This is a genomic window from Aerococcus viridans (assembly GCF_002871935.1).
GTDB classification, from domain to species: Bacteria; Bacillota; Bacilli; order Lactobacillales; family Aerococcaceae; genus Aerococcus; species Aerococcus viridans_B.
In genome coordinates, this window is record NZ_PNHQ01000004.1 from 56,239 (window position 1) to 82,267 (window position 26,029).

27 protein-coding genes, 2 pseudogenes and 1 riboswitch are annotated in these 26,029 nt (G+C 40.8%); of the genes and pseudogenes, 9 read left to right on the top strand and 20 right to left on the bottom strand.

Going from position 1 to position 26,029, the window contains the following annotated elements; all coding sequences use genetic code 11:
* Positions 1 to 26: 26 nt before the first annotated feature.
* The 5 genes from CJ191_RS02495 to CJ191_RS02515 all read right to left on the bottom strand — a co-directional run bounded on the left by CJ191_RS02495 (position 27) and on the right by CJ191_RS02515 (position 4,346).
* Positions 27 to 1,052, bottom strand: coding sequence for a lipoate--protein ligase (locus CJ191_RS02495; protein ID WP_102198901.1), 1,026 nt, complete (start codon positions 1,050 to 1,052; stop codon positions 27 to 29).
* The gene (locus CJ191_RS02500) at positions 1,049 to 1,939 is read right to left on the bottom strand and encodes an SIR2 family NAD-dependent protein deacylase (RefSeq protein ID WP_374754464.1); all 891 of its coding nucleotides are present in this window, start codon (positions 1,937 to 1,939) and stop codon (positions 1,049 to 1,051) included. Before CJ191_RS02500 ends, CJ191_RS02495 begins: the two co-directional genes overlap by 4 nt.
* 67 nt (positions 1,940 to 2,006) lie before the next feature.
* Positions 2,007 to 2,840, bottom strand: coding sequence for a protein-ADP-ribose hydrolase (locus CJ191_RS02505; protein ID WP_102198903.1), 834 nt, complete (start codon positions 2,838 to 2,840; stop codon positions 2,007 to 2,009).
* Between the two features lie 3 nt (positions 2,841 to 2,843).
* Positions 2,844 to 3,182, bottom strand: a complete 339-nt coding sequence (locus CJ191_RS02510) for a glycine cleavage system protein H (RefSeq protein WP_070468673.1) — start codon at positions 3,180 to 3,182, stop codon at positions 2,844 to 2,846.
* A gap of 147 nt (positions 3,183 to 3,329) precedes the next feature.
* The gene (locus tag CJ191_RS02515; protein ID WP_102198904.1) at positions 3,330 to 4,346 is read right to left on the bottom strand and encodes an MsnO8 family LLM class oxidoreductase; all 1,017 of its coding nucleotides are present in this window, start codon (positions 4,344 to 4,346) and stop codon (positions 3,330 to 3,332) included.
* Positions 4,347 to 4,554: 208 nt separating this feature from the next.
* Between CJ191_RS02515 and CJ191_RS02520 the strand changes: the two genes are divergently transcribed.
* On the top strand, positions 4,555 to 5,751 hold the full coding sequence (locus tag CJ191_RS02520) for an NADH-dependent flavin oxidoreductase (RefSeq protein WP_102198905.1): 1,197 nt from the start codon (positions 4,555 to 4,557) through the stop codon (positions 5,749 to 5,751).
* A 44-nt stretch (positions 5,752 to 5,795) separates the two neighbouring features.
* A complete protein-coding gene (locus CJ191_RS02525; RefSeq protein ID WP_083272805.1) occupies positions 5,796 to 6,074 on the top strand; it encodes an SDR family oxidoreductase in 279 nt (92 codons plus the stop codon).
* A 145-nt stretch (positions 6,075 to 6,219) separates the two neighbouring features.
* On the opposite strand, the gene CJ191_RS02530 is transcribed toward CJ191_RS02525, so the two are convergent.
* Positions 6,220 to 7,401 (bottom strand): cation:proton antiporter, encoded by a 1,182-nt coding sequence (locus tag CJ191_RS02530; protein WP_070468668.1) that lies wholly within the window; start codon positions 7,399 to 7,401, stop codon positions 6,220 to 6,222.
* Positions 7,402 to 7,448: 47 nt separating this feature from the next.
* A riboswitch (Fluoride riboswitch) is annotated at positions 7,449 to 7,545 on the bottom strand.
* 451 nt (positions 7,546 to 7,996) lie between these two features.
* Here CJ191_RS02530 and gpmA point away from each other — a divergent pair.
* Positions 7,997 to 8,686, top strand: coding sequence for a 2,3-diphosphoglycerate-dependent phosphoglycerate mutase (gpmA, locus tag CJ191_RS02535; protein WP_070468666.1), 690 nt, complete (start codon positions 7,997 to 7,999; stop codon positions 8,684 to 8,686).
* A 63-nt stretch (positions 8,687 to 8,749) separates the two neighbouring features.
* On the opposite strand, the gene CJ191_RS02540 is transcribed toward gpmA, so the two are convergent.
* From CJ191_RS02540 to budA, 5 genes are all read right to left on the bottom strand, one after another.
* Complete coding sequence (locus tag CJ191_RS02540) at positions 8,750 to 9,250, bottom strand: SRPBCC domain-containing protein (protein WP_102198906.1); 501 nt, start codon at positions 9,248 to 9,250, stop codon at positions 8,750 to 8,752.
* Between the two features lie 20 nt (positions 9,251 to 9,270).
* Positions 9,271 to 9,453, bottom strand: a complete 183-nt coding sequence (locus CJ191_RS09345) for a VOC family protein (RefSeq protein WP_210382493.1) — start codon at positions 9,451 to 9,453, stop codon at positions 9,271 to 9,273.
* Positions 9,454 to 10,342: 889 nt separating this feature from the next.
* On the bottom strand, positions 10,343 to 11,545 hold the full coding sequence (locus tag CJ191_RS02550; RefSeq protein WP_102198907.1) for a dicarboxylate/amino acid:cation symporter: 1,203 nt from the start codon (positions 11,543 to 11,545) through the stop codon (positions 10,343 to 10,345).
* A 107-nt stretch (positions 11,546 to 11,652) separates the two neighbouring features.
* A complete protein-coding gene (locus CJ191_RS02555) occupies positions 11,653 to 12,393 on the bottom strand; it encodes a M48 family metallopeptidase (protein WP_257994105.1) in 741 nt (246 codons plus the stop codon).
* 11 nt (positions 12,394 to 12,404) lie between these two features.
* Positions 12,405 to 13,109 carry an acetolactate decarboxylase gene (gene budA, locus CJ191_RS02560; protein WP_102198909.1) on the bottom strand — a complete coding sequence of 235 codons (705 nt, stop codon included), beginning with the start codon at positions 13,107 to 13,109 and terminating at the stop codon, positions 12,405 to 12,407.
* A gap of 196 nt (positions 13,110 to 13,305) precedes the next feature.
* On the opposite strand from budA, the gene CJ191_RS02565 reads away from it, so the two are divergent.
* Positions 13,306 to 13,821, top strand: coding sequence for a hypothetical protein (locus CJ191_RS02565; RefSeq protein ID WP_102198910.1), 516 nt, complete (start codon positions 13,306 to 13,308; stop codon positions 13,819 to 13,821).
* 301 nt (positions 13,822 to 14,122) lie between these two features.
* Here the strand turns inward: CJ191_RS02565 and CJ191_RS02570 are convergent, their stop codons facing one another.
* Both CJ191_RS02570 and CJ191_RS09365 read right to left on the bottom strand, forming a co-directional pair.
* Positions 14,123 to 14,419, bottom strand: a complete 297-nt coding sequence (locus tag CJ191_RS02570) for a hypothetical protein (RefSeq protein WP_102198911.1) — start codon at positions 14,417 to 14,419, stop codon at positions 14,123 to 14,125.
* Between the two features lie 220 nt (positions 14,420 to 14,639).
* A pseudogene (locus tag CJ191_RS09365) lies at positions 14,640 to 15,532 on the bottom strand (IS30 family transposase); the annotation flags it as partial.
* Positions 15,533 to 15,604: 72 nt separating this feature from the next.
* Here CJ191_RS09365 and CJ191_RS02580 point away from each other — a divergent pair.
* Both CJ191_RS02580 and CJ191_RS02585 read left to right on the top strand, forming a co-directional pair.
* Entirely contained in the window at positions 15,605 to 15,988 is a 384-nt protein-coding gene (locus CJ191_RS02580) for a hypothetical protein (protein ID WP_219721552.1), read from the top strand.
* Between the two features lie 411 nt (positions 15,989 to 16,399).
* Positions 16,400 to 17,740 carry an APC family permease gene (locus CJ191_RS02585; RefSeq protein ID WP_102198912.1) on the top strand — a complete coding sequence of 447 codons (1,341 nt, stop codon included), beginning with the start codon at positions 16,400 to 16,402 and terminating at the stop codon, positions 17,738 to 17,740.
* A gap of 239 nt (positions 17,741 to 17,979) precedes the next feature.
* Here CJ191_RS02585 and CJ191_RS02590 read toward each other — a convergent pair whose 3' ends face one another.
* Complete coding sequence (locus tag CJ191_RS02590; RefSeq protein ID WP_102198913.1) at positions 17,980 to 18,318, bottom strand: GH32 C-terminal domain-containing protein; 339 nt, start codon at positions 18,316 to 18,318, stop codon at positions 17,980 to 17,982.
* An 18-nt stretch (positions 18,319 to 18,336) separates the two neighbouring features.
* Positions 18,337 to 18,459 carry a hypothetical protein gene (locus tag CJ191_RS09240; RefSeq protein ID WP_257994106.1) on the bottom strand — a complete coding sequence of 41 codons (123 nt, stop codon included), beginning with the start codon at positions 18,457 to 18,459 and terminating at the stop codon, positions 18,337 to 18,339.
* A 52-nt stretch (positions 18,460 to 18,511) separates the two neighbouring features.
* Here CJ191_RS09240 and CJ191_RS02595 point away from each other — a divergent pair.
* A pseudogene (locus tag CJ191_RS02595) lies at positions 18,512 to 19,495 on the top strand (IS30 family transposase); the annotation flags it as partial.
* 32 nt (positions 19,496 to 19,527) lie between these two features.
* On the opposite strand, the gene CJ191_RS02600 reads toward CJ191_RS02595, so the two are convergent.
* Complete coding sequence (locus CJ191_RS02600) at positions 19,528 to 20,100, bottom strand: LOG family protein (RefSeq protein ID WP_102198914.1); 573 nt, start codon at positions 20,098 to 20,100, stop codon at positions 19,528 to 19,530.
* A gap of 162 nt (positions 20,101 to 20,262) precedes the next feature.
* Here CJ191_RS02600 and CJ191_RS02605 point away from each other — a divergent pair, with 162 nt between their 5' ends.
* Together CJ191_RS02605 and CJ191_RS02610 are read left to right on the top strand one after the other, a co-directional pair.
* Positions 20,263 to 20,838: a rhodanese-like domain-containing protein gene (locus CJ191_RS02605; RefSeq protein ID WP_102198915.1), complete on the top strand. Its 576-nt coding sequence runs from the start codon at positions 20,263 to 20,265 to the stop codon at positions 20,836 to 20,838.
* A gap of 214 nt (positions 20,839 to 21,052) precedes the next feature.
* Entirely contained in the window at positions 21,053 to 21,934 is an 882-nt protein-coding gene (locus CJ191_RS02610) for a polysaccharide deacetylase family protein (RefSeq protein WP_102198916.1), read from the top strand.
* Between the two features lie 245 nt (positions 21,935 to 22,179).
* Here the strand turns inward: CJ191_RS02610 and rlmD are convergent, their stop codons facing one another.
* From rlmD to CJ191_RS02630, 4 genes are all read right to left on the bottom strand, one after another.
* Positions 22,180 to 23,589: a 23S rRNA (uracil(1939)-C(5))-methyltransferase RlmD gene (rlmD, locus tag CJ191_RS02615; protein WP_102198917.1), complete on the bottom strand. Its 1,410-nt coding sequence runs from the start codon at positions 23,587 to 23,589 to the stop codon at positions 22,180 to 22,182.
* Positions 23,590 to 23,701: 112 nt separating this feature from the next.
* Positions 23,702 to 24,193, bottom strand: a complete 492-nt coding sequence (locus CJ191_RS02620) for a YehS family protein (protein WP_048725910.1) — start codon at positions 24,191 to 24,193, stop codon at positions 23,702 to 23,704.
* Positions 24,194 to 24,229: 36 nt separating this feature from the next.
* Positions 24,230 to 24,814 carry a sugar O-acetyltransferase gene (locus CJ191_RS02625; RefSeq protein ID WP_102198918.1) on the bottom strand — a complete coding sequence of 195 codons (585 nt, stop codon included), beginning with the start codon at positions 24,812 to 24,814 and terminating at the stop codon, positions 24,230 to 24,232.
* 214 nt (positions 24,815 to 25,028) lie between these two features.
* Positions 25,029 to 25,964 carry a 2-keto-3-deoxygluconate permease gene (locus CJ191_RS02630; protein ID WP_180960920.1) on the bottom strand — a complete coding sequence of 312 codons (936 nt, stop codon included), beginning with the start codon at positions 25,962 to 25,964 and terminating at the stop codon, positions 25,029 to 25,031.
* Positions 25,965 to 26,029: the final 65 nt, after the last annotated feature.

Genomic DNA, 26,029 nt, shown 5'->3' on the forward strand with positions numbered 1-26,029 from the left:
TTATGAATTATTTATATTTTAGCATATTAGGCTAAAATTAAGTGAGTTAGAATTGTTGAATCAACCGGACCAAAATACGGTGTTAAGTCAATATCTTTTAAAGCGTTCATAACTGCGTCTTCCTTTAATGCACAGCCTATGAGTAGGTTTTCAATATCTTGGACATCTTTCTTTCCAAAAAAATCTCCATAAATACGACATTTTTGAATATGGCCTTTTGAAACTTCTAAGGTTACTTCAATTGTACCAACACCTGGAACGCGTACATCATTATTGATGGCATAATTAGGATTATTACCAAAATTCCAGGACCAATTCTTATATTTGTCTGCTACCATCTGGTCAATGATTGCCCAATCTTCATTATTAAGCATGTATCGCTTGGCCTGTTTCATATCATCAATCCCTAGTAATTCTGCAGCCATAAGATCTTTGAAAGCAAAATTAGATAGGCCTTGATATTCAGGAGCGAGATGACTTCTAATATCTGTAACTCGAGCGCGAACGGATTGAATCCCTTTTGAAATGATTTTCTTTTCATTAGGATTGAGTGCTTTGACCATAGCATCATAGTCGACATCAAGCATTAAGGAAAAGCCACCATATACTAAATTATTCTTCATGGTCATAGCTGCACCAGATATCTTTTTCCCTGCAATCTCTAGGTCATTACGACCGCTTTGACTCAGATCTTTTACCCCAAATTTTTTAAGGGCATCAATAGTTGGTTGATACAACTTAGCATAGTTACCATATATATCCATATCACCAGGATATACGAAACAGAAATTGACGTGCCCTGCATCCTGATAAAGGGTTCCACCACCGGTATCACGACGGACTAATAGAATATCATGTGCCTTCACATATTCCGTGTTAACTTCTACCAAGGAATTTTGGAAACGCCCCACTTGGACAGTTGGCCCTACAATATAAGGTAATAAAATCGGCTCAGTAATTTCAAGATGCTCTTGCACATAGACTTGGACCGCTAAGGCATAAGCACCATCCATCATATATTCACCGTTTCGAATAGGTTCGATAACAATCATTCAGCTAACGCCTCCTGCATTAAAGCATTTGCACCAATAATTGTTTCTTGAATATCCCCATCAAAACGATATGTTTGTTGTTTTAAGTGAGCAGGAATACGGTATAATTTCTTATTCATCGGTACATACATGGCTTTAGGGTTTTTAGCCGTCAGCTCCTGGAAAGGTGTCTTAATAAATTGTGGGGTAGTATAGCCAACCCCAATATCTAAAAAGAGTATGGCTTGTCCCTCGTATTCATCCAAGAAGGCATCATAACGAGCTTTTTGCGCAAAGAAATCTGGACTTTCCACCATCCCTTTACCCGCCTTTCGTTTATTTACTTCCATCACAGCGCCACATTTTGGACAATGAGGAATTAAATCATAAGGAATCTCCATATTTTCTTGCCTTGTTATCATTTCTCTAATTAAATCATCATCCCGGTAGGTTTCTTGATGGCACATTTGACTGCATTGCATCAAGATATACTCTCCTTGAATATGGAAAACTTTATCCATATCATATTCAGCAACCGCAAAGGCATTATCGGCGTTGGTCGTTATAATATGATATGGTTTATTGGCTAATAATTCTTTCAACGCAATGTAAGATGCCCCAACTGGTTGATCTAGATAATTTAAGGCGATAAAACGCGATTCAAAAGCCCAGTATTCTTGCGTTGAGGGAAAATCGAATAAACTAGCTTGTAACATGTCAAAGAAACCATATTTCTCAATAAAGTCAGGGAAATTATTTTCGAACCGTGGGCCCACATAGGTAAAGCCATCTGCAGCTGACATGCCAGCCCCAATACCGATAACGATAGCATCTGCCTCAGTTATTGCTTCTTTTAACATACTTGCTTGATTTTCTGTTGGGTCCTTAAAGGATTGCCACATACCTATACTTCTTCCTTTCCTATAAAAAGAGTAGGCAGCTAGTCTTTAGCCTACCTACTCTAAAATGCCTTATTTAATGGATTAACACTTTTCGATATAAAGCCAAATCTTCATCCGAGAAGACATTAAAGACAACTTGTAATACACTACCTGTGTCCTTTAAATAGTTTTGAACTGTTTGGATGGCAATATCTCTAGCTAATATCTTTGGAAAATGAAACTCACCAGTTGAAATACTACAAAAAGCAATAGTCGAAAGCCCTCTAGCATCCGCTTCTACCAAGCAATTTTTATAGCAGGCTGCCAATAAATCTTGATTCATTTTGGACACAGACTCCTTATAAATCACCGGACCCACCGTATGAAAAATGAATTTTGCTGGCAAATTGTAACCTTCTGTCACTACTACTTTACCTACTGGTAATTTACGTCCATTGAGTACTTTGGCCATATCTGTTCTTACTTGGGCACCCGCCATTGTATGAATTGTATTATCTATACAATGATGGTTTGGAATGAAGCAACCTAGTCCATCCTTATTCGCCGCATTCACAATAGCATCTACCTTCAAGTGGGTGATATCCCCTTGCCAAAGAAAAATATCTTGGTCTAAATGACTTTTTTGCCATTGATTTAAGTTGGCAGCGTGCGCTAACTTGGATTGCAGTAGCGATTCTTCTGCCAATAGGTATTCTGTGCTTGGTTGGTAGGGTTCGCGCACATTGACTAAGCCTCTAAAAACCGCCCAACGACTGTGATCATCAGGGATAGCTGATAAGTCTAGACTGTTATCAGCTTGGACGATGCCTGCCCTTTTCAAATCATCTCGATAGGCTTTTTGATGATTGGTTAAAGTGGTTTTCTGTTCCCATAGGTATTGGATGAGTGGGTTGTGCTTTCTTTCCATATGTTAGGCTTCTGGTAGTTTGTCGTAAGCGGCTTGGTCTACGTTGGTCATTTTGTAAACCCAGCTTTCGTCGGCTTTTTCTGAGTTTAATTGTTCTGGTGTATCTTCAGTTGCCTTATTGATGGCTGTAATTGTTCCAGCTAGTGGTGCTTGCAATTCTAGGACTGTTTTAGATGCTTCTAAGTTTAAGATGGCTTGATTTTCTTCGATTTGGTCGCCTTCTTTGGTAATAAATTCTACGTAACCAACTGTACCGATATCATCTTGCAATTCTGGTGTCATGATAAATGTGAATTCATCCCCGTTTTGTTCTACCCATAAATAATTTGCTAATTTGCGCATGTTGTTTCCTCCTCAAATATTGATTATTCTCTTGTATTTTGCTTATTTACGTTTTTAATGTAGCATGTTTTGACTGACTTGGCTAATATTTCATTTGTTGTGATGCTACGATAAAATATAGCTAAGATTATGCACCTATTCTATCGTCTAAGACGATAGATTAAATGCTTTGGCAATCAGTGCTAAGTTTTCTTCCCGGCGCTCGATTCCTGGTACAGTTGGTATGACCATAAATTCATCAGCAGCTGTCAGTTGAATAATTTGCTGGATTTGATCTTTGACTTGTTGAATATCTCCGATAATCAGCTTTTTACGATTACGGGCCATTTTTACCTGGTCGGCTTCCGTAAATTGATAATTGGCAGCTTCTTCAATTGTTGGTAGGTGGTCAAATTCGCTGTAGTCTTTTTTACCAAGAATCCATAGCTCAAAAGCTCGCTGAAGTGGCTGAATATCAACCCCCTCTGGTACAACAGCAATGAATGCTGAAACCATAAATTGCGGTTTGGACAAAGTGGCTGAAGGTTGGAAGTTGTCCCGATAGATTTTCGCAATCCGTTCAGCTGCTTCGATAGCATCTTCATCCTGGTTAAATAATAAACTATAGACGTAGCCAATACCTAAGCGGGCGGCCTTATAAGCAGATGCCTCACTGGCTGAGAGGGTCCACATTGTTGGTGGGGTATCTGGTCTTGGATAGACTTTGAGATCGCCATAGTGATTAGGTGCTTGGCTAACAAAATCCCTTACTTCCCCCATAGCTTCTTCATTATCTTTATAGCCTTTAAGATTGCTGTCTAAAGCATCTCGAACCGCTTGTCGGCCTGGATTATTACCCATCCCCAAATCTACACGACCAGGATATAAATGGGCAATCGTATTAAAGACCTCTGCCACTTTAAATGGGGCATAATGCGGTAGCATCACCCCACCTGATCCGAATTTAAGCCGCTTCGTCCGACTTAATAGATAAGTCATCATGATTTCAGGGGCTGCTGATGGATAAGCAGCTAAACTGTGGTGTTCAGCAAGCCAAAACCGATGATAGCCCAATTCTTCTGCCCTTTTAGCTAAATATAAGGTATCATTGTAAGCGTCTGTATCACTTTTTCCTAGGTCACGGACCACGAAATCAAGGACATTCCATTTCACTGTATTGGTCATACAACTGTACTCCTTTATTTTCACACACTGTTATACTACAAGTATATCACTCTATCCAAAAATAACATTACTAGCCTTTTCAACTATTATCATGATATCATATAAACTGTTCAAATGTTTGATTAAAATATTTTTTTGTATGCGCATACAACGTATGTATTTTCTCAAACATTTACTTCGTATACATCTATAGAAAGGAAATCACATGATGACGCAAGATTATAAGACATTATTAGAACCTGTTACCCTACCCAACGGTCAAGTCCTTGAAAACCGTTTTGTATTATCCCCAATCGTTACCAACTCTTCTACTCAAGAGGGTTTTATTACACAAGAAGACCTTGATTACGCTAGTCGTCGAGCTAAATCTGCCCCTATCCAAGTGACAGGTGCCGCTTACATTGAACCTTATGGTCAATTATTTGAATATGGTTTCTCAGTTGACGATGACCGTGCTATTCCTGGTTTAAGCAAAATGGCTGATGCGATGCAAGCTGAAGGTGCTAAAGCTATTTTGCAACTAACCCATGCTGGTCGATTTGCCAATCAAGCAATTCTTGATTATTACACCGTTTACGGCCCAAGTCCGCAATCCTTACATACACCAATCGACCACCAAGTGCTTGAAATGTCCCCACGAAAAATTAAACAAGTGATCCGTCAATACGGTGATGCAACCCGTCGTGCAATTAAAGCAGGTTTTGCTGGTGTAGAGATTTCTGCAGCTCAACGTTTACTGATGCAGACTTTCTTCTCCCCTTATTCAAACCAACGAACAGATGAATATGGTAGTCAGACTTTAGAAAATCGGGCTCGTTTTGGCTTAGAAGTCTTTAAAGAAGTTCAAAAGGTCATCGATGAAGAAGCACCTGACAACTTTATTCTTGGTTTTCGTGGTACACCTGAAGAAACACGCGGGCAAGATATCGGCTATACCGTTGAAGAATTTAACCAATGGGTGGACTGGATCCTTGAAGTGGCAGATTTAGATTACCTCGCTATTGCCTCTTGGGGTCAAAACATTTTCCAACATACTGTACGCGCTGAAGGTCGATACTATGGTCAACCAGTCAATAAAATCGTTCATGACCATTTAAATGGCCGCGTTGTCATGATGGCAACTGGTGGGATCAATTCACCTGACAAAGCCATGGAAGCTATCCAATATGCAGATATGGTTGGGATGTCATCGCCTTTTATTACAGAGCCGGATTTTGTCAATAAATTAGCAGCCGGAAAAGCAGATGAAATTGACTTACAATTAACCAACAAAGATATTGATGACCTTGCTATACCAAAAGCAGCCTTCAAAGACATCGTCCGTATGATGGATTACGGCAAAGGCTTACCACAAGAAGCCCGCGACAAATTACGTGAACACGAAAAAAATTATGATTCAAAATAAACACTTAAACATCTAAAAATCTAAACATTTAAATACCTATAGATATGCCTTCGGTTTTAGCTTTCTCTATCATTGCCTTAGTTGCTGGAACGACATATGTTGCGTCTAAACACGCTGTGTCTGCTATGACGAAATCAACTGCCTTCATGTATACCAACAACAAAATTCGTGTTAACGGTATCGCCCCAGGTGCCATCGCTACAAGTATTGCCTCAACGATGACCGACTCAAGTGACTTTGCGAACGCTCGGATTGGTGCCGTCAGCGCCATAAACCCAGGTGTTATCAACCTGAAGATATTGCCAATGCCGCAGTATTCTTAGCATCAGATGACGCAATTTTATCAACGGTGATATTATCACTGTAGATGGTGGCTTCACGGCACCATTCTAAAATAAATAAATATCCCAAAAAAAAGCTGGTCCTCATTTTTCTGAGGGTCAGCTTTTTTTGTTTTCATATTCTTATTTATCGATCATCACGCAATAGTCGATTATGGGTTTGGTCGATTAAGACAGCGCCAAGCGGTGCGGTGACTAAGATGGCAACGACTGAGATGGTTAAAATGATTTGACCACTCGGCAAGCCCATCGTTAAGGGCACCGCCCCTATGGCTGCTTGTACTGTGGCTTTTGGAATGTAGGCAAAAATGGTGAATGCTTTTTCCTCTTTGTTTAATTGAGTGCCTAAAACAGATAAAAGTACACCAAGTCCTCTAAATACCAACAACAAGACAATTAACACTACTGCAATGATGCCTGAATCTTTCACGGATTCGATGGACATGCTGGCACCAACTAACACGAACAGGATAATTTCAAAGACTTGCCATAAGTTATTAAACCCTACTTGAACAGATTTGGCTTGAACTGGATTGACGCGAAGCATCATAAAGCCCATCGCCATCACAGCAAGTAAGGCGGAGAAGCCGATTGGTCCTGTCATGGCTTTTTCAATTCCATCAAATAACATAGCCATCCCAAAGGTTAAGATGACTGGGTATCCACCTGATAATTGATATTTTTCAATGGCTAGTGACAGTAGCCAACCTACCAATAATCCCCCAGCGATGCCTAATATGATAGAAGTTGGCATAGATAGCATGCTTAACCAATGGAATTCACCAGTTTGAGCAAGGGCTGTTAAGGCAGTGAATATGATGATGACGAAGATATCATCCATAGAAGAGCCCGCTAGAATCATTTGCGGTACCCCTTTTTTCTTACCGTATCCCTTACCCATTAAATCTAACATGCGGGCAACGACGACGGCTGGTGATGTGGCCGCGATAATAGTCCCTAAGATAGCGGCAGATAAGTATGACATTCCAAAGAATATTGGTGCCAAAATGATAGTCCCGATGATTTCTAGGGTGGCTGGTAGGAAGCTCATCAAGATGGCTGGGCGCCCTACTTTCTTCAAGTCCTGCAAATCGATATTTAAACCCGCTCTAAGTAAGATGATCATCAAGGCAATCCGTCTTAAATCACTGGATATATCCAATGTACTTTGGTCAATTAGATTAAAAAATGACGGTCCCATGATTAAGCCAGCGATGATGTAGCCGATTAAACTAGGTAAATTCATCGCACTCAACAAGCGCCCCAATAAATACCCCACAATAATGATAAAACCTAACGATAGTAACATAATTTCCTCCTTTTGCAGGCAAAAAAAAAGCTGATACGCCTGCAGTTTTACTTGCAGAAGTCATCAGCTTTTCAGCGGTTCGGTATGGGATGGCCTAAAATCACCATCTACTTGACCAGGGAGAACCTCATTCCCTCTTTTTATGCTTCCTAAGCATACGCCATTTTTCTGAAAAATACAAGGTATTAAATACACATACTCTTATTATTATAGCAGGTCATCGGCCTTCACATACCTATCATAGTTTTAAAAGCAGTGGGCCCAGAATTAGCCAAGGTCTAATTCTTTGTCTGGCAATTCATTCTGTAAGGGCTAATGCGCCTAATAGAATGATATGGGTCAGTAGTCAGCCTCTCTTCCCTGCTAAGGCATGCTAGGACGTTTCAGTCTCTTACTCATATATAAAGGACTACTCTCCATAATAACAATTACAAAAACAGTGAGATCATAATATATACAAAACTTTATCAACCAGACATTTTCGCTTGTTATTAAAGAATTTGAGGTGTATTTTATTGCTATCTTTTTTACCTGGGTGTATAGTGTAGGTGAACCTAAAAATAAAACGACAGTATCCTTGAAAGGATGGAGAAAGATGGCTAAATTAGTATTTATCCGCCACGGACAAAGTGAATTAAATTTACAAAATGTGTTTACTGGATGGTTAGATCCGGCTTTAAGTCCTCTGGGGGTGGAGGAGGCTAAGGCCGCCGGTCTAGCGCTTAAAGAAGAAGGTTTAATTTTTGATGTTGTACACACTTCCCTACTAGCACGTGCGATTCAAACAACTTTTTATACGCTAGATAATTTAGACCAACTTTACTTACCAGTCCACAAACATTGGCGGTTAAACGAACGTCATTACGGTGCACTTCAAGGATTAAATAAGGCAGAAACGGCCGCTATTCACGGTGAAGACCAAGTGCATATCTGGCGCCGTTCTTATGATGTCCGCCCGCCTCAAGCGACTGCCAATACTTTTGACCGCCGCTACCAAGACCTTGATATCGACCATTTATTAGCTGGCGAAAGTTTAAAAGACACTTTAAACCGGACCATGCCTTATTGGGAAGACCATATTGCAGCTGATTTAAAAGAAGGCAAAAATGTCCTTGTTGTCGCTCATGGTAACAGTTTGCGGTCATTAACCAAATACTTGGAAAGTATTTCTGATGAAGATATTCCTGACTTAGAAATCGCCACCGGTGAACCCATTATTTATGACGTTGACGAAAACCTTCATATCTCAAACAAAAAAGTCTTAACGAAACATATCACCAAATAACATGTAATGACATGCAAATAAATAGCCCGGAAACCTGGAACGTTGTGTCCCTTGACTTCTGGGCTATTTTTCTTCTTTAAAATTTGCTTCTTTAAATTGTGTTTCATAAGCTTGCGTTAACTCAACCAATTCATCTGGCAATGGCCATTGTGGTGGTTGACCGTTCATGATTTGCACGAATACATTTAAGCAATTATGCCAACCGGTAGCCGTTTGCACTACCCAGGCAAGGTCTGAAAATGTATGGTTAAAATGCAATCTAGCACCAGATTCCGTTTCAGAAATCTCCATGCGTATCACATCGCGGCCATCTTCGATAAACTCAAAACCATCTTCAAGTGAATACTTAGTAATCACCTCTTGGTAAAGATTCCCTTCGCCGTCATCAAATTTTATCAATCCGCCAACTTGGCCATCCATTTCCCCTGTTGCGAATGGATACCATTTTGAAAAAATGACCGGATCTGTCAAAGCGTTGAATACCACCTCTTTTGACTGGTAAAAGTCCCTTTCAAAGTATAGTGAATACGAACTTTCGTTTTCAATTAATTGCCCAAATAACATTGTGTTTCCTTTCCCTTACGCTAAATATAATAGCCTTTGGATATAATCTTCTTCATCTGCATCATGGCTTGAATTTGTGCTGAATTATGTTGTAATTCTCCAATATTTATCGGCACAATTTGCCATGATAAACCATATCTATCTTTTACACAACCACACTGCTCAGCTTTAGGACCAGCGGCATAATTTTTCCCAGTAATAATCTATTTCATCTGACTCTCGCAATTAAGGCTCAAAGATATCACCTCATTAAAATGGAAATATGGCCCGCCATCCAAAACAATTTAAGGTTGGTTATTTAAAATGAACTCTGCCGTAATAACTTAACCTGACATACCCTCAAAGTGTTCCTGTAAACTGGCATCTGGATAGTATTCAATGTGCTGAATTTCTGAATTCGGAATCAAATCTACATAGAAGCGAACCGCCTATCACAATCGCCGTCACTAAACCATAAACAAGGGCAATCCACTTCACGATAGCTCCTCCTCATTGGGTGCTGGTTAGTCATACGTCACTAATACCTATATAGTTTACCACAAGAAATTGAAAATTCGAACGGTCTATCCCAATTAGGCCTATCCCCCACTGAAAAACGACCTACACCATCATCGACCTACCACCAATAACCCTTGTCGATGACTACAGGTACGCTTTAACTACATCGATGATTCCACCATGATCATTCACATTAGCTTCAACAGCAACCGTATCATCAATAGAACAAATAATGTTGCCGTCAGCCTTATGCCTTTCTTTCCTCGATTAAAAAAGTAGTATACCATTTATCCAAAAATACTTTACTTAATCCACATTTTACTTTTCATTGAAGTTATTACTCGGTTGTGGACTTACTAAGCAAAGGCTGGAACATACCTAGCATGCCTTCGCGGTGAACTCAGGGTGGCCTGGCGCATGTCAGTTTGTTAGGCGTTTATCCCTTACAGAATGTATAGTCAGCCAAACCATTAGACCTTGGCAGTTGGAGGCCCCACCGAATCTAAGGTAATGATAGGTATAGTGAAAGCCGAAGGATTTTAATCACTAGATAAAAAAAGATACAGCCTTTACACTGGATCCTTTAGAGTAAATCTACTTAGTTTGTTCTGCTTTTTTATCTTTTTTGTAGACGGCATCGACGATGACGGCGATGGCGTTGTCACCTGATACATTTGTTGCGGTACCAAATGAGTCTTGGGTGATGTATAAAGAAATGGCTAATTGGTTGAAGGCTTCTGTTAGTCCAACCATTGGTAAGAAAGGTAAAGCTGACATGATGGCCCCGCCTGGTGCACCTGGTGCAGCGACCATAGCGATTCCTAATACCATGATGAAGCCAACCATTGTACCAATTGAGATTGGCATTGAGTACATCATTAAGATGGCTGTCACACAAGATATGATGGTAATCATTGAACCAGCTAGATGGATAGTGGCGCATAGTGGCACAACGAAGTTAGCGATTTGCTCAGAGACGCCATTTTTCCGGGCAATTTCAACGTTTGTTGGAATGGTTGCGGCAGATGATTGGGTACCTGCGGCTGTTAACCAACCTGGAATTTGATTCTTCATCATTTGAATTGGGTTCTTACCGGCGTAAGCACCAACCACGGCGAACATGCAGACTAGGTATAGTAAATGTAAGACGATGGCAGTGACTAATACCCGCCAAAAGACTGACATAACGGCAAATACTGAACCTGAATATGACATGTCTGCAAAGTTGAAGAAGATATAGAATGGCAGGAATGGAATCACGACTGTTTGTAAGGTTAAATCGATAACCTTACCGAAGTCGGTAAATACTGTCATCAAAGCTTCTCCCCGTCCTCTTGCTCGTAGCCAAGAAATCCCTAAGCCTAACATAAAGGCGAAGATAATGGCTGCGGTAACTGAAAACATGGGTTCTAGACCAATTGAGAATAAGGCGGTTGCCCCTTCGCCTGATTCTTGGATGGTATTTGCCAAGTCAGAGGTAATAAACATTGGGAATAAATTGCTGGCTACAGTATAGGCAAGGATACCGGCAACGATTGTTGACCCGTAGGAAATGGCTACAGTAATCCCTAAAAGTTTACCCGCACCTTCTGCCAGTTCAGCGATACCTGGAATAATCAGGCCGACGATCATCAATGGAATGATGAAGGACAGGAACTCAGAGAATAATCCGGATAATGTTTTTAATACTTGGAAGAAAATTTCTGGTAGAAAACCAAATTGGCCGACAATAATCCCTAATATAATTGCAATTACTAATTTCAAGGCTAGCGGTATTTTAAACCCCTTCTTTGCCATATGAACAACTCCTCTAAATCATTTCTTTCTCAGAAAGAAAAAAGTCCCAAATCAACTTGGGGCTTAACTTATCTTTATGAGATTACTGCTTCTATTTTAACAGATTTTTAATGAAATAAACTAGGTAATTTCGACAAAATCGCATTCGCTTCTTGCCATTTCGGAAAATATTGGTCCATTAGCTGGTAGAAACGCTTGGTATGGTTGGTTTCTAGTAAATGGACTAATTCGTGAACGATGACTGATTCCAGGCAAATTAATGGTGCAGTGACCAAGTTCAGATTAATCCAGATGCGCTTCTTCTGGATATTACAGGTGCCCCACCTGGTTTTCATTTGCTTGACCCGAAATTCGTTGGCCCATACGTCCATATGGGCCATCATTTTAGGCCCGGTAATAGCTAATTGGTCTTTCAACACTTGTCTGTAAAAAGTCATCATGACTTGTGCCCGCCCATCCTTGTCCATTCCTGGTTTGACAGTTAAAACTAGCTGGTCATCCATTAATTGGCAAGACGTCGGCCCCGGTTTTTCAATGACTAGTAAAGGATAGGCTTGGCCCCATAAATAATGGCTTTCGCCGGTTTCATAGCGTTTGACTTGGTTTTGGTAACGGTCTTTGATATCTGCCTGCATCCGCTCAATTCGGGCTAAGTTGTTTTCCACAAAAGCGATAATAGCGGCTTTACTGGCATAATTGGGTGCTGAAATGCGCAGGTCTCCATGCGGCGGGACGGCTTTTAAGGTCAAGTTTTTATAGTTGGCCTGCTTGGTTACTTGAACGGGATAGCCCGCGATGGTCATATCAAGTTTAATAGCTAGCACCTCCTTGCGTGATTGTTTTGGCAAAATGACTGCCCTTATTCACTCTCGTTAATCTCTGTAATGAGGTTATCGTAATTGACTGTAGCATTCATGAAAGCTGTATTATCAGTTGCGAAATGCTGGTGGAAGTCGGTGACGGTTTGGACGGATACATCTGCATGATTAATCCTATAATCAATGATGTGGCCACCAAAGTTCTTGTCTTCGCTGATAAAATGGCAATGAAAACCTTGTTTAACTACACCTTCAAATAGGTAAGGACCGTAAATCCCGATGCAAGTGCCCTTGACGTTTTCTTGCTTGAATTCGGGTTGCTTACGACTGGCTTCGATAAAGCGCGGGAAAGGTTCTTCAACGCGCGGGATAACCCGGGTATGCATGAAATCAAAAGACCCTTCGATGCGGATGACTGAAAATGTCGATAAGGATTTCAATTTCCCTTTTAAGAACTGATGCCATTCGTCTAGGGTAAATAATTCGTTTATGGTGAAGGTTTGGTCAGGCATAAAGTCAGTCACGGCGGCATACGGCACGGTTTCGTCCCCTTTTAAAACAACTAATTCGCCGTTTTCCTTGGCTTGGTATGCCTTACCGTCAATCACGATCAATTCCCCATCTAAATGGTCCATGGTGCCAATCCCATAGTTGCCCTCTTTTAATAGGGCTTCTATAGTCATCGACCCATCGAAAAAGCCCGCCATTAAGTCACCTAATGTTTGATGTTGAAATAGTTTCGCCATATCTGTCTCCCCGTATCGCTTTATGTGCACAGTTCATTTTCATTTTATTTAAACGATGGCACTTCTTGTCATGTCCATACTACCTTTTTTATCTTCGTCTCGCAAGCTGCTGCGGGGGTATCAACTTGAAATTGTTAACCCTTTTTCCTATACTTACTAGTACTTACGAGACAAAAAATTTGAGAGGAGTGGTTGGATGATTTCGCACGAGTTGCCTTTGATGCCGATTGGCGAGGATGAGAAGCGGTGGATGGCAGAAATTACTGGTGATGATGAGACTTTCGTCTTGAAGCGGGATTTTCAACCTGAGATCCGGCCCGGCGTTTGGGAAATTTATGATGGTTGGTACCAAATTCACGGCCAGTTTCCTGGCATTTCACCCTTCGAGAAGGAATATGTTCTTGTGCAAAATGGGCAGATGACCCGCCACCTTGACTTTCGCTATATGATTAGTGCCCTACCGCAAATAAAGGCCTACGAAGAGCAACGAAAAGAACGCTTAGCATACCAAATCACCAAAGTCCTGGATGAAATCTACGAAGCAGTACCCTACGACGGAGTTTCAGACGCAATTCTAAGCCAAAAAGAGGACATGTCGATGGTAGAAACGTCTAGCGAATTGGTCAAAGGACTATCCAACCTCTTGAAACAAAAAGACGACATCATCAAAAAATACCAGACATATTACGACCAAGCAGAAGACTTGTGGTAGATAGATTGGAGCTGCGACAAAAGTCGCTGCTCAAATCTTCCAAAGGTTCCTTTCTTGGTGTCGGCTCTTACACCTTAAAAAGCCGAACAATTACCGGAAGTAATTGGCGTATTTTGGAAAGCATCGAAAGAGTTTGACTTTTGTGGGACAGCCGACGGAACGCAACGACATACGGATGCCTTTCGTAAGAAGAGCCTGATATTACGACTTGTGGTAAATAGTAATTAGGGGCCTGACACTAATGTCAAAGCCCCTTTTTCTATATGACGAATTTACAATTTAAGTGCAACACATAAAAAATTCAAAAAAAGATCCACAGTTTTTTTAAAAAATCTGGATCCGAACAATGAAATCTAAAGTAATCATTAATGCAATCACCTTCAGGGTTATGATAAGAAAAAGAAGTGCCAGGAGAAAATATAACTATAGAATTTGGTCTCACTTGATGAAATTTATCATTTATATAAAAAATAGCATTTGTTTTGATAAAGAGAGCAAGGTAAACATCAATTTCTTCAGGATGACCAATTTTCTCGGAATGGGGATGATGGAAATCCACGCCTCTATGTTTTGAAACAATGGAAAACAATTGAACCAACTGAATACTTCCTTCCTAAAAATTATGTTTTTATTTTTTCGTAAATTTCAAGGTTAAGTTAGCCACTACAGGTAACTCATTTGTTTGGTACCGTAACTGCCTTGTTATTCTAAATCAGTGACCCTCTGATAATGAACTGAGGGATGGTAGTCTTCCGACCAGTCTGGCCTCAGGCCATCTTTCCAGACATGAAGCCATGCCGAGGTCAAGTAATGATAGGTCAAGCCCCCAATCGTTCTTGCTTGAATGCTTGAACAAATGTGTCATGTGGTGTTGCATAACCCAAAATTTTCCGCGGGTAATCGTTCATCCAACGCTGGATTCGCAAAATCTGGTTCTCGCTCACCTCACTAATCGGGCTTCCCTTGGGGACGAAACGGCGAATTAATTTATGCTGATTTTCGCTCGTCCCACGCTCCCAAGAAGCATAGGGGTGGCTGAAATAGACGTCAGCTACATCTTGCAGAGCATCGTGTAGCCCCGAAAACTCCGAGCCATTGTCGGAGGTCACGGTCTTAAATAATTGATCGAAGTTAGCGCCAGCCCGTTCTCTTAGCTGTTGAACCGCTTGGTCCACCGATTCGGTGTCCTTCCCGTTCAACTTTAGGATGACTTCAAAGCGTGTCTGACGTTCAGCCAGCGTCAGCAGCACGGCATCCGACTTGGTCTGTTTCCCACGACTGTGTCGATTGCCCAATGACCGAATGTTTCCCGGGTTTCAACTTCTTTAGAGCGTTCTTCAATTGACGTCCCGAGAACACGCTTGTTGGGACGGTGTCCTGGGCGGCCCGCTTTGATTTTACGGGACAGTTTTTCAAGCAAGTCCATGTTCTTTGTTCGCATGATTCCGCGGTCAATCCATTGATAAAGAGCAGTTGTTCCAGGAATGATGGCACAATCGAACAGCGCGTGTTTTCTGGCAAATCCGACTACGACGTCCGGCGACCATTTTTCATTTAACATTTTGTCATCTGCCCAGTCAATGAAGGCATTTGTGTTCGCCCATTTGGGGCGTCTGCCACAGTTCAGTCGTTGATTTTCATAGAAGGCCTGTCCTGCATCAGCGTCATAAACAGAATAGTAGGTGTCATACACTTTTCCATTTTGGAGCTGAACCCAAAAGGAATCCGGGCAGTTGTCGAGCAACAATTTGAAGTTGCCAGACAGATTCTGGATGCGGGGCTTGTGCCAATCATTGAACCTGAAGTCGACACCTATAGTGAGAAAAAAGATGAAGTGGAGACTATTCTGAAAGAAGAATTGCTGCGGAATCTGGATACCTTACACGAAGACGATCATGTTATGTTGAAGTTGACAATTCCTACTGTGGCTAATACTTATAAAGAAACCATTGACCATCTAAATGTTCTTCGGGTCGTGGCCCTTTCCGGCGGTTATTCAAGGGATGAGGCAAACGTAAAACTGAAAGAAAATGATGGTTTGATCGCCAGCTTCTCCCGTGCTCTCTCCCAAGACCTGAACGTCAACCAGACCGATGAGGAATTTAACGCCGCATTAAAGGATGCAATTGATAGCATTTTTGATGCTTCCGTAAATAAAAAGGCTTAGAAAGACAGAAGTAGAATGCTGTGACGATCATTTTTAAGAGGATTTACAGATGTAAAATGAATATAAAGAAAAATACCTCCTTCACGAAAGGCTTAGCAGTTGATTACGTGAAGGAGGTATTTTTGACAGCAGGAATCGCTCGGCCTTCCCACTTTTCCATTCCATTTGATCTAAAAGAAACATAAAATACTTTTCTGAAGGTTATCTTTCATATCGATGTTTCCTTTTTTAATCAGAGACTGCAAATCAAAACCCTTCTCTTGCCTATTCATGGCAGGTAGCACAGGCAATAAAAATGCCTGCGCCATATTTGTTGATTCTGCTATGAAATAGTTCTTGACGAATCGTTTTTTCGTCCCTAGAATGTATGGACGTATCACTGACAAAGGTCATTTAGGAGAATTAGAAAACATGGAAAAAACGGAATTGAAAAAAAGTATCAGCGGCTTGACTGCGCTGACAGTATTAGTGGGTACTGTAATTGGAGCGGGGGTCTTCTTTAAGCCTACAGCGGTGTATTCTGCTAGCGGGGCTCCGGGTGTTGGGCTGTTGGCTTGGTTTGTTGCCGGTATCATTACCATCACTGGTGGTCTGACTGTTGCTGAAATTGGCACGATTTACTCGGAATCGGGCGGATTAATGCTGTATATGGAAAAAGTATATGGAAAGATTTGGGGGTTTCTGGCTGGATGGGCACAGATGATTGTTTATTTCCCAGCAAACTTTGCGGCTTTGGCCATTATCTTTGCGACGCAAGTTATCAATCTTTTCGGGTTAAGCGATCAATTGATCATTCCCATTGCGATTGGGACCGCCCTCTTTATAGCCCTCATGAATTTTATGGGAACGAAGCATGGCAGCAAGATTCAAAATGTCGCTACTTTCCTGAAACTTATTCCTCTTTTTATTATCATTATTGCTGGGTTACTTTATCCTGGAGGAGGCCAACAGAGCCTTATGCCTTTTGTTTCAGAAGACCATTCTTTCCTGACTGCTCTTAGCTCAGCACTGGTTGCCACCCTTTTTGCTTATGATGGTTGGATGAACGTGGGGACGTTGGCGGGAGAGATGAAAAATCCCGGGAAGACATTGCCTCGTGTGATTGTCGGCGGACTCTCCATCGTGATGGCCGTTTATCTTGCAATCAATGTTGCCTATCTTTTTGTAGTCGATAGCGCTACTCTTGCAGGTACTGCTACTCCTGCAGCAGCTGTTGCTTCTAAACTGTTTCCAGGTATTGGCGGCAAATTAATCACGGTGGGAATTTTAATCTCTGTTTTTGGTGCAATGAATGGCTACTTCATTTCTGCTATGCGCATTCCCTATGTACTGGCAAAAAGAGGATTGCTTCCTTTTGCTGATTGGTTCGGTGTTTTGCATCCCAAAACTTATGTCCCAATGAATGGCGGCATAATGATTGTTTCTATCTCTGTCGTGATGATGCTGTCCGGTTCGTTCAATCAGCTGACTGATTTGATTGTATTCGTTATATGGATTTTCTCTACCATGACTTTCCTGGCAGTCATTATCCTGCGGAAAAGAAAACCCGCAATTGAGCGCTCTTACAAAGTGCCACTCTATCCCTTTATTCCGCTGGTAGCAATTGCAGGAGGCTTGTTTATTTTAATGAGTACTTTGCTGACGCAGCCGTTCAACGCTTTATTGGGAATCGTCTTGACTCTGTTAGGTGTTCCTGTTTTCTTATATACTCAAAAAAATCAAAAAGCTCCCGTTTTAATTGAAGAAGAATAATATTGGCATAGATTATCGAACAAGCAGCCCCATATGGAAGCTGCTTGTTTTGCATTTTTTTGGGGTGGTTTATAGGGATTTGGGGAAGTTTGTATAGTACAGAACTTTTTTATGAGCTGTATCATACACATTTCCTAAAGAAATGAATGACGACGAGCAGTAATGATACGTTCGAAGAAAAAAATAGAAACAAGCTCCGAATTTTGGAGCTTGTCTCTATTTGAATGCTCTATTCAATTTTAAAAAGGCGCGTACTGACATGACTTTCTTTCATTTCCAAAAAGATAAATGTATCTTCTTTTTCTGGGAAAGCAAGACTCGATAATACTTTTCAAGCCATCATTGAAAAAGATTTCTACGGATGAAGTATCAACGAAGATATTCATCTTCAACTCTTTGTTTGGAAGGAATTTACTTTGACGTGTTGATTTTGTTTCATTCATCTTTCCAATCCCTACATTCGTGCGGTCTACTTCAACAAAACCTCGTTCTGAGTCAAAATCAACTTTTAAGTAGCGAGTCCGCTCTTTATTTGCCAAAAGATAGAGGATCCCTTGTTGATTTTCAGGAAGAAGAATTTCTAATTCATAAGCATTTTAATCTGGCTGGTGTAAAGTTACCAAACCATTTATTTTCTCTGCTTTTTCTTCAAGCAATCGTTTAGTTTTGTTCATTTCTTCTACAGGATATTGATATAATTGGTTTCCTTTTACTTTCAATTCCTTCACTAAATTTAAACAATTTGTCCAACCATCTTGGTAAACAGGATACTCATTTAATGAACGCGAAATAATATTCCTATTGCATGAGCAAGGAAAGTCTTTAGGATATATTTCTAAGCAACTAAATCGTGCAAAATCAACAATTTCAAGAGAACTAAAGCGGAATACTATTCAAGAAAAAAGTTATTCTCCCTCAAAAGCACAAGAAAAGTATCAGCAAAGAAAGAGAAGAAAGTGTGGTCGTAAACGCATACTTCTAGATACAGAAATTCATTCTCGGGTACAACGACTCTTTTTGGAAGAACAATGGTCTCCAGAGGAGATTAGTGCCCGAATGAGACTAGAAATAAATCAGCAAGCTCTTAGTTATAATACGATTTATCGTGCAATATATCGCGGAGATTTTGACGAACCGAATCTTTCTCACGGCAATAAAGGTGCAATTCGTAAGTTAAAACATCGAGGTAAAACACGATACACAAACAATTATTGAGAGCGCCGTGGAAAAATACCAATTTCGAATACGATTCATGAACGGCCATCTGCTGCCAATGAGCGCCTTGAGATTGGTCATTGGGAAGCTGATACTGTAGCCGGTAAAACAGGTAGGGCTTGTATTGTAACTCTAGTCGATCGTAGATATCGTTTTTCCCTACTTGGTAAGGTTGAAAAAAAAATCTCTAAAAATGTGATTGATTGTATGATCAATCTACTAAGAAATATAGGAGAAGATAAATGTAAAACCGTTACACCCGATAGAGGAAAAGAATTCTCCCAACATAGTCGAATAACGCTAGAATTAAATGGCACTAAAGTGTATTTTCCAGATCCACATGCTCCATGGCAACGTGGTACAAACGAAAATACTAATGGTTTATTACGTGAATATTCACCTAAAGGTGAAGATATTTCAGGTATTTTCGATAGTCAAATTCAAGAATGAGCGAATAAATTAAACACGCGACCACGGAAATGTCTAAACTGGAAAACCCCTTATGAAGTATTTTTTAATGAATCGTTGCACTTAATCTGACAATTGAAGATACATTTATTTCGACTTTATATCTATTTCCATTTCGCTTCTGCTGTTGGTTCATAAGCAGCCATTTTCTCTAACAAGATTTCTGGATCAGTTTCAACCAACAACATATCCCGGTATTGTTGATGCATAAACCCATGATCGACTTGGAAATCCAAAAAGCCCAACAACCCGTCATAGTAGTTATTCACATTCAAAATCCCGATTGGTTTATCGTGGTAACCAACTTGCTTCCAGGAAATCACCTCAAACAACTCTTCCATGGTCCCTGGGCCACCCGGCAAGGCAATAAACCCGTCAGACAAATCAATCATCTGCGCCTTCCGTGCGTGCATCCCTTGGACAACAAACAATTTAGTCAGGTCAGGATGTTGAATATTATTGTCCGACAACTTCTGTGGCACAACCCCCATCACATCGCCGCCAAATGCCAAAGCCCCGTTCGCTACAGCAGCCATACAACCCACATTTGACCCGCCATAAACCAAAGTCCGCCCTGATTTAGCAATCACTTCGCCGACCCTTGTCGCCATTTCTTCATACACCGGATCATCCCCAACAGCCGATCCCAAATATACCGCAACACTTTTAAGTTCCATACACAACACTCCTTCTTTCCCAATATTTTAGCCAAACCATCAGCATCTGACAAGTACCTCCCTAGAAAATGGCGAAACGCATCCTGCTGGCATTCTCTATCAAGCATCCGCATTGACCCACCCCACGCATCCTGTCATAATACAAATAGAAGAGGTGGTTATATGACAACAACATTAAATAAAATCGCATATGAAAACTTACAAGACCAAGTAGTGGTGGATATTCGTGACAATACAACCTTCCGCCAAGGTCACTTGCCGAATAGTTTGAACGTCACAGCCAAACAAAAAAACAAATACTGGGATGGCTTGGTCAAAAACAAAGAAAATCTCGTCATCCTTACAGATAAGGAAGAATCGCTCGCTGACTTTGAAGACTTAGATCCAAACGCTTATCTTCTTTTTGAAGATATCCCGCAAGAAGTATTGGTTACAAGTGCAGAAATCACTGCAGCAGATTTCTTACAATTGCCTGATGACCAGGAGTATGTCTTATTAGACTTACGTCACCCAGATGAAATTACCCGCCCAGCACCAGAGAAAAACTTGGTCAATATCCCACTAGAAAAGCTAGCGGATAACTTAGAAAAAATTGATAGCGACAAAGATATTTACCTACTCTGTGGATCAGGCGGCCGCGCCACAGCAGGCGACGCCTACTTAACAGCACATGGCTACAACAAAACGCATGTCATCGAAGGCGGCATCAAAGCAGTCATTCAAGCACAAGGGGAATAATTGTTTTAGCTGTATTTTATTTTAATTTGCTATGTTGCTTTACTGAGGAGAATTTCCACTAATATTGCTAAAAAGATAGTGATTGCCAAGTCAGCGGTCACTATCTTTTTCATTTGCGTGATTGTTTTCCTGGAATTTGAATGGGTTTTTTCCGTATTTTTTATCCATTAGTGTATAATGGACATATATTATATGTTATAGGGAGGAATAGAACATGTTGAAAAAATTACCCATTCTATTATTAACAGGTTTGCTTTTAGCTGGTTGTGCTGGAAATGAACAAGAAAATGGCGATGGGTCCCAAGAACAAGCTACTTCTAGTGAATCTTCAGAGGCTAACAATACTAATGATGGTGAAGATGCGGAAAGCATTGACCAAGATGAGGATACTAATGAAGAAACAGATAATCAAGTAGCTAACTACTATATCGACCCTGAGATTTCAAGTGTATTGCCGGCTAATGAGGATGCGAATCCTAATGTTGTACTCGCCACTGTCGATGATGTACCAAGGAAGTTACCCGAAACACCAACGTCGTCAGTAGAGGAAGCACAAGCTATGGCCGATCGCGGTATTTACGGGATTTTCTTCGTCAACGGTATGTACTTACAAGGTGAAGATGGCGAAGAAGGCAGGCAAGCATTAAAAGAGATTGCCGACATGGGTCATGTGATTGGTAACCACACGCTTACGCATTATAGTCTTGACCAAGTACCTGACGAAGAAACCTTGCGTCACGAAATTATTGGTAACCAAGATATTATTGAAGAAGTTATTGGTTATCGCCCACAATTCTTCCGTCCACCACACGGTATTGAAGCCCCAGGATTAGAAGGGATTTTAGAAGAAGAAAATATGGTGTCGATGAACTGGTCGTATGGTTTTGATTGGGACGAAAACTATTCAGACCCAGCAACACTAGCAGATGTCATGGTGAGCACTGAATTCTTATCCCCAGGCGCTAATTTATTAATGCACGACTTAACTTGGACTAACGAAGCTATGCCGGCCATACTAGACGGTATCCAAGCCAAAGGATATGAATTTGTTGACGCCCGTGACATCGCTACACGAGACGAAATGGCTGACCTATAATCCAACCACATGATTTTAAAAACATTTATACACGCAAAAAGATAGTGTCTGTTTAAGTTAACATTCACTATCTTTTTATATTGGCTATTAATTTGACTACGTTGAGAAATTACTCATCATAATTAGAATATATTTACATTCTGTAACTATTGAATGTATTCGTGAATTACCTTAAAGCCGAGAGCTTATCTATTAATCAACAAAAGTTACTAAATAGAGTTGAAGCCAGAGGCTTCATGTCTTAATTAATCTTTTATTTCTTTTTTCTTTAATAACACGATATTTTCTAAATGTGCGGTATGAGGGAATTGGTCGATTGGTTGCACTTCTACGACTTCGTAGCCAAAGTCGAGTAACCAAACTAGGTCGGCTGCTAAACTTTTCGGTCCGCACGACACGTAGACAATGCGGTCGGTGCCGAATCGCCCGATGGCACGCATGACTTTACCGCCCGCCCCGTTACGTGGTGGGTCTAATAATAATAAGTCTGGTTGTCCCCAAACATCTGGTAAAACCCGCAATCCTGCTCTGGCATCTGAGGCCATAAAGAAGGTATTATCTAGGTTATTATCCGCGGCATTTCGTTTGGCTGAGTTGATTGACTTCTCTACGATTTCAATCCCTGCCAGTGATTTTGAAGCGGCTGCTAATGGTAGTGAAAAAGTTCCGATACCACAGAATAGGTCTAATACTTTCATATCCTCTTTGACCTGAGCCATGTCAATCGCCGTTTCAACCATCTTATTGGCTTGGACAGGATTTACTTGGAAGAAAGTATCTGCCCAAATACGGAATTTAAAACCTTGTAGTTCGTCGTTGATATAGTCACGACCGTGAATGAGATAGACATCATTGTCATACGACCGTTCGGTACCCCCATTTTTCTTCAACCATTGGAAGGAAACAATCCGTGGTTGCGCGTTCAGAAGGCGTTGGGTAAGGTCTTCGATTGCTTCAGTGTAAGCATCCGGTGCTTCTAAAGCGTAAATAGCGACCATGATTTCCCCTGTTGCAAATGATTGACGCATCAATAGGTTGCATAGCAAACCTTCTTTGGTATCTTTATCCAAGCCTGGGAATTGGTAGTCTTTTTGCCATTTGGAGACAACTTTTTTAATGGCAATCATCTCTTCTGGGGCTAGGATGGAGTCTTCTAAGTCGATAACTTTGCGGTAATTTCCTTGTTGGTGCATACCTAAAGACCCGTCTACGCCAAAAGTTAATTCCATCTTGTTGCGGTATCTGTAAGGATTGTCCATGCCGATGATGGGTTTGACTAGGTTAGTATCAAAGCCAGCTTCTGCTAAATAACCCTTAATTAGATTTTCTTTGTGGGCTAGCTGGTCTTCGTATTTCATAAATTGTAGGGGCGCGCCGGCAGCCATTTCTCGGTCTACTGGCATATCCAAATTCCGCATGGGACTTGGCTCCAGCAATTCGTCAAATGATAGACTGGCTTTATGACGTCCTTTGGCGTTAGGCACAGTCACGCGAACTTTGTCTCCTGGGACGACATTATCGATAAATAGTAGTAAATGTTTTCCATGGGGGCCTTTTTCTGGCGGATGGATATAGCGCACAAACCCCACGCCTGTATGGTCCAGTTTCTCAACTGTCACTTCAAGAACTTCTGTTGGATATAGATCTTTCTTCACTTTTTCACACCTCTTCTGGCAATTGTCAAGAAATTATAACAGTTTATACGAAAAAAGACTAGGTTTCCCCAGTCTGATTTCTACTATTAACTACTATATATGTGACGGTAATTTATTCCCCGCGGTAGCGCATTTTCAACCCATTTAGGAAGTTACGTGCGTACCGGTCGCCACATGGTTTGTAGTTGCGGTGTCCTTCTTTACGTAAGACGGCGCCTAACTCACTTTTGGTTAAACGGCCGCCAGCATCTTCCATGATTTCATGCAAATCTTCTGTGGTTAATGACAAGGCAATCTTCATTTTCTTCAATAATAGATTGTTGGCATTGTCGTCAGTTAACTCAAGTTTTGGTTCCGGTGCCCCTTCACGGACGCCACGTTGGGAAGTGATAATCCCATTTAAAAAGCGTTCAAAGTGTTCATTGTCTAAGACTTCTTCATACTCACGCTCATACTCATCTTCACTAGTAGGCGTTGAAGTAGTGAAGGCACGTACTTGATCAGCTGTGACACTTGCCCCACCCATGTCGAAAATTTTTACAACATCTTCGTCTTTGATATCTAAAGCATAACGCAAGCGCGTTAGTCGGTCATTATTATTCATTTTATCTCAACCTCTCTCAATAGTTATTATAGCAGATTAACCGTCACAACGGGCATCTGCTTCAGTAATTTCACGGATTGGCTTACAAGGGTTACCGACTGCAATCATGTTGGCTGGGATATCTTTTGTGACTACTGAACCGCCACCAATGACAGCCCCGTCGCCTATCGTTACACCTGGCATGACTTTCACGCCACCACCAAACCAGACATCATTGCCGACTGTAATGGGTCTGGCGTATTCTAATCCCTTGTTGCGGCGGTCTGCATCTAGCGGGTGGCCGGCTGTATAAAAGCCACAGTCTGGTGCGATAAAAACATTGTCTCCAAATATCACTTTGGCACCATCCAAAATTACTAAATTATGGTTAGCATAAAAATGGTCTCCAATTTCAATATTAAAGCCGTAATCACAAAAGAATGGCCCTGCAATTTCAAATTGCTTACCTATCTTACCTAATAATTGTCGAATAATATCTTGTCGTTTAGATATTTCTTTAGGTCGCGCATTGTTAAAGTCAAAACACAATTCCTTAGCATCCGCTCTTGCAGCAACGAGTTCTGGATCGTAATTCGCATCATAAATTTTGCCAGTTAGCATCTTTTCTTTCTCAGTTGTCATGAATGAAACTCCTTATGTCTTTAACCTATTTCTTAATGCTTAGTATAACAAAATCTATTGTTAACCAGAAATAACGTCCTTCCTCATTTACAAATCTGTCTAGATTGTGTAATACGCATCATGTACTGATCGCGCTAGACCATTTAAGTCTAAAGTCTAATAAAAAAAGCCGGGACCAATTCCCGACCTCTCAAGCTCATTTAATGATACTAAATTAATCCTTTTTTTGATAAAGTTTATCTACAATGATTGGTGCAAGTATACTAGTGATAATCGCTGCCATCAACACTTGCGCAGTAGCAGATGTTACATCGCCTGCTACCGCTGGTATAGCTGCACCAACAGTTGCTGGAACAGCTGTAGACATACCTGCGACTGTAGCGATAGATACCCCAGCTAACCCATCATATTTCAATATTTTCTTATCAATGAAGTACATTAGTGGCATAGATAAAACCATGAAAATAATTGTCACAATAATACCAGAAATACCTGATCGAATAGCTTCAAACATATCCATCCCTTGACCAAGTAACCAACCAAGTAGCATTAAGGCAGCTGGCATTACCGGACCGAATACTTTGCCAAATTCAGGATCCAAATTACCCAATATAATACCTATCACCAAAGGTAAGAAGATCGAGATGATGGGTGTCCACTCAATACCACCAAAACCACCTGAGATGTATGCTGATAACATAATCATTGGTAAGGCTGGCAAGGCTGGAATAACCGCAAATGGATAAATAGAAGCATCATCCTTATCACCATACATTTCAGTTAAAGCCAAGTGTACAGCTGGATTAATCGATAAAATAACCGCTAAGAAACCTAATCCAGAAATCCCCCAAGCACCATCAAGACCGAATACTAGCAGAAAGATTGTCCCAAAAATGATGGAAATAAACATTTTTATTAAAACTAACGCGCCTTGATGTTTCATCAAATGCCCTAATTTTTTTAAGTCTACTGTTGTACCAGATGCAAATACCAATAAACCAACAATATAATTTGTCCCTGAATTAGAGAAAAAAGCCTCTGTTGGACCGCCTATATTAAATAAACTAGGGAAAAACGAATAAATCACCATAGACACAACCATTGGGACTATAAATGTCCCTGCTGGTATTCGACGCATAAATTTAATCAACCACATAAACTCCTTCTGTTTTTATTTTATAAATCAGTACATCAAAACTATCATACTATGCATAA